Genomic DNA, 3,547 nt, shown 5'->3' with positions numbered 1-3,547 from the left:
CCCTCCCCTGGTCGAAGATCCATCGTAGCAAAGCGAGAGGGAGTGAGGGTCCGTCGAAGATCCCAGCCTCGAAGAGGCGAGTGGACCAAGCGGGGGTGAGGGTTGAATGACACCATCACAAAAATTATTCCAACGCATTGCCGGGTTCAACCTCGGAACCCGGCCTACGGCTTCTTAAAAGTGAGAGCGGGGGAGGGATTTGATTAGGTATGGGTTATCTTAGTATAGGTAAAGATTACGTCGGTACAATTCAATTTCTGCAGGATTCATTACCTCTGGTGTGTCATATACAGAGCCAACAACAATCTTGGAAAGGTCCAATGAGTTTGCCAAGTTTGAATCACATATCCACTGATTATTCCATAAGTCAGCGGGTTCATGGTTTACTATTTTGCATATAGGCTCGTTGCTGTTTGATTTCAAACCTACGTCTTTTGGCTCAATCACTCGTTGTAGCCAAACATCGAGGTAGCCATTGTTCGGTACTCGAGCCATCTTCCTAGTGACCTTGTCCCAAAGTTGTACTTTCTCTTGAGGAGGAGCAAGTGAGATAAGCCTGCTAAGGATTCCAGCAATTGCTGGAAAAGTACTGGGAGAATCAAAGCCGATATCAGTTGCTATCGCTACTTGAACTCCCAGGTCTTGAGGGACTTCCGATAAGTTGTCATAGATGTCACTTTGCAATTCACTAATCAACCGCCTAAGGGTGCCGCTATTGGGAAAATGCTGCCCAAAGGAATGAAGTCTTAACAGTTTCTTCTGTATTGTAAGCATTTGTTCACTACCTAGATCGTGTAAACTAATGCCCGCTAACTTATCTGGTTTTATCGCACCTTCAACTACATTTCTACAAAGATTAGTTTTGGAGTTCCCTAGTTTCATTCCGACAAACAATAATTTTTCGCTGATTACCTTCAGTATCCTTTCACATGTTTCATCATTATTTGCAAAAATTCTGTAATCATCGCGATATCTGAGGATTCGTAAATCAGTTTCTCCTGCCAGTTCTTCATTAATGAGACTGTCGACATACCCAAGGACGATCTCAGCAATAAAGTCCATCAGAACAGAGCCCTGTGAAATACCATTTGTCTGACCATAGCGGCCAGCTCTGATGTACGCATCAATGAGATTTCCTAGATAATACATCTCATTTTTATGATTTTTTACTTCATTGAAGCCATGTATTGCCCAAGCAATACTATGGGTATAAAGAGACCCGTAGCAATTCGTAACATCAGTGTGGAGAACATGACTGAACTCCAATGAGTACATAAGTGATTGCTGTTCGACTTGATTCCACCAATTAGTTACTTGAGCCGCTTTATCCTTCTCATCGTTTTCAGAAGAAACTGGACAAGAACAGCAATCAACCATTCCACCTTGAAAACTTGACCATCGTTTTGTAATGGAGTTCCAGTTCTCATCCTTGCAGATTAAATTTACCAAAGAAACATAAATTAATGGATGAATCAATTCCATTGGTCGCCAATCAAACCTGCCATCTTTGTTACTTAACAAAAGATAATTTACATTATCAACATCTTGTGGTTTTATTTTTTGCCTTTTGTCGCTAACATCGGGATAATACGCCCCATTCATTTTGGTGGCTACTTCCAATAAAAGCGGTTCGAAACTCAAGTATGGGGGTAAATCCGATGAAAAGTAACTGCTTCCCTTAAGAAAAAAGTCTCTGGCATCGGTATTTGAAAGATCTACTAATTTCTTCATATAGTCCGTTCAATCTTTGAATAAGTTAATTGGCCGTTTTCAAAAGATTACCCGATCTCCTTCATTAGCCGATCGGTTTCGAGCAGGATTTTGATGATGCGTTGGTAGTGGACCAGGTCAGCATCAGATAGTTGGCGACCTTTGCGGTCTTTGAGCCATTTCTGAGCGGGTTGGTAGCCGCCGATGTAAAAGTTCCAGGCAAGCTCAGGCACGTTGCCAAAGTACTGCGTTTTGTTGATCCAAACCTTGCCTTCTGAATAGGACAGTTTTTCGACCTTGCAATCGCCTGCGATTGGGAAGGTGGTTTGATATTCATCGATGATGGGGGATTGCATGAGGTGTAACTCGCGCAGTTCACGACCGAGGGGCGCCAAACGGTCAAACTCCTGTTGTGTAGGAATAGGTATACGGGGGAAGTCGATTTTGAGGAATTCTTTATACTTTTCACGATAGGAGGGGCTGTGTAACGCTCCATATATGTAGTCTATGATAACCTCTGGAGAAGGTTCTTCAATTAAGTTTTGTATAAGTAATTCAACTGCTTTGGGCCGAAAGTTGATAGAGCGTTTGCCGTCACTATCAAAAATATACAATGGAGCATTGAACTCTATACCTTGCATTCCTGGTCTTGACCATGCTCTCGATTCGGAAATATTCTTTACAGCGAATATCGGCGGTGATTTTTCTTCAACACCGCCCCTTTTGAATACAAGTCCAATGTTGTTCCCGAGGATGTAATTCCTCATTACTTTCTCTCTTGATCTTTCAACTACTTGGGTGTCGTAATAGATGAATTGCTCGTCAAAAGGCCTATAAGAAATTGGTCTTATGAAACTCTCATCGATTACTTGCTTTAAAAGACGATCGTATATCTTCCCGTTTTTTGGATTACTTCTAGCTTTGTTGATATTCCGAACCAATTCTTGCTTGTTATCAGATATCAGTATCGAATCAGCTGCGGTAACCACCCCGACGCTGTTCAGGGAAAACAATTCCGAAATATATACTCCTAGTTCATAATCACTTTTACCAGCCATGTTTTTGTTTACGAAGTAGAACATCTTCGGATCCAAGATAATTTTTTGATAATCTATTAACCCAATATTTAATTCACTAAATTTTTTTTCTCTTCCACCAAACAAGTCCGAATAGAAAACCTCTGCGATAATGTTATGCTTTCGATTTTTAACAGCCAAAATGATTGCGACACCCTGCATAATGTCGAAAATATTTTCATCTTTGCTTCCGTCGGGTGCCTCTTCTTTCTTTTTAGTATTACCATGTAGATCTAAGACAAATATCTTGTCAAAAGTTTTGGCAAGGTGCCAACGTAATCCTCGGAAGGTAGGATTATCCAAATAGGCATGATTTGTAATCATTGCTAGAACACCTTCCTGATTATGAAGTATCAAATTTTCGGCAAAAGCCAAGAACTTTACATAATCATCGTTAATCCACTTCGGATTCCTTTCTTGTAGTTTAATGAAGCCTCCAGGTTCGTACTTGTATTTTTCTACGAGACTTTGAGCGAAAGGGGTTTTATTTGAAGATTCACCACTATAAGGTGGGTTACCGATGACAACCATCACTGGATGGTCGCTCTTAACTTTGGCAGCAAGGTGGCTCTCTTCGCTGACTGCAGCCGACAGACCAAAATTGAAGAGACCTGGTTGAAGGGGGACGCCCTCTTCGAGTGTGTTGGTGAGATAGACGCCCAAACGGTCGCTGAGTTCATCGACACCGGTTTCCTTAAGCGTCATGCTGAGTTTCATGTGAGCGATGGTGTAGGGTGCCATCATCAATTCAAAGCCAAACA

Annotated in this window: 2 protein-coding genes; both read right to left on the bottom strand. The window is 41.6% G+C overall.

Translation table 11 applies throughout. The features are described from left to right. Positions 1-219 precede the first annotated feature (219 nt). Positions 220-1,731, bottom strand: a complete 1,512-nt coding sequence (locus NC238_10205; protein ID MCM1566301.1) for an RNA-directed DNA polymerase — start codon at positions 1,729-1,731, stop codon at positions 220-222. Positions 1,732-1,778: 47 nt separating this feature from the next. Next, the coding region (locus NC238_10200) for a DNA methyltransferase (protein MCM1566300.1) at positions 1,779-3,547 on the bottom strand (1,769 nt) is incomplete at its 5' end.

This window comes from Dehalobacter sp. (assembly GCA_023667845.1).
Taxonomy (GTDB): Bacteria; Bacillota; Desulfitobacteriia; order Desulfitobacteriales; family Syntrophobotulaceae; genus Dehalobacter.
This window is presented reverse-complemented; position numbering and strand designations above follow the sequence as displayed.

Coding starts and splice junctions, on each gene's coding strand:
- NC238_10205 (MCM1566301.1), bottom strand. CDS start 1,731: ATGAAGAAATTAGTAGATCTTTCAAATACCGATGCCAGAGACTTTTTT.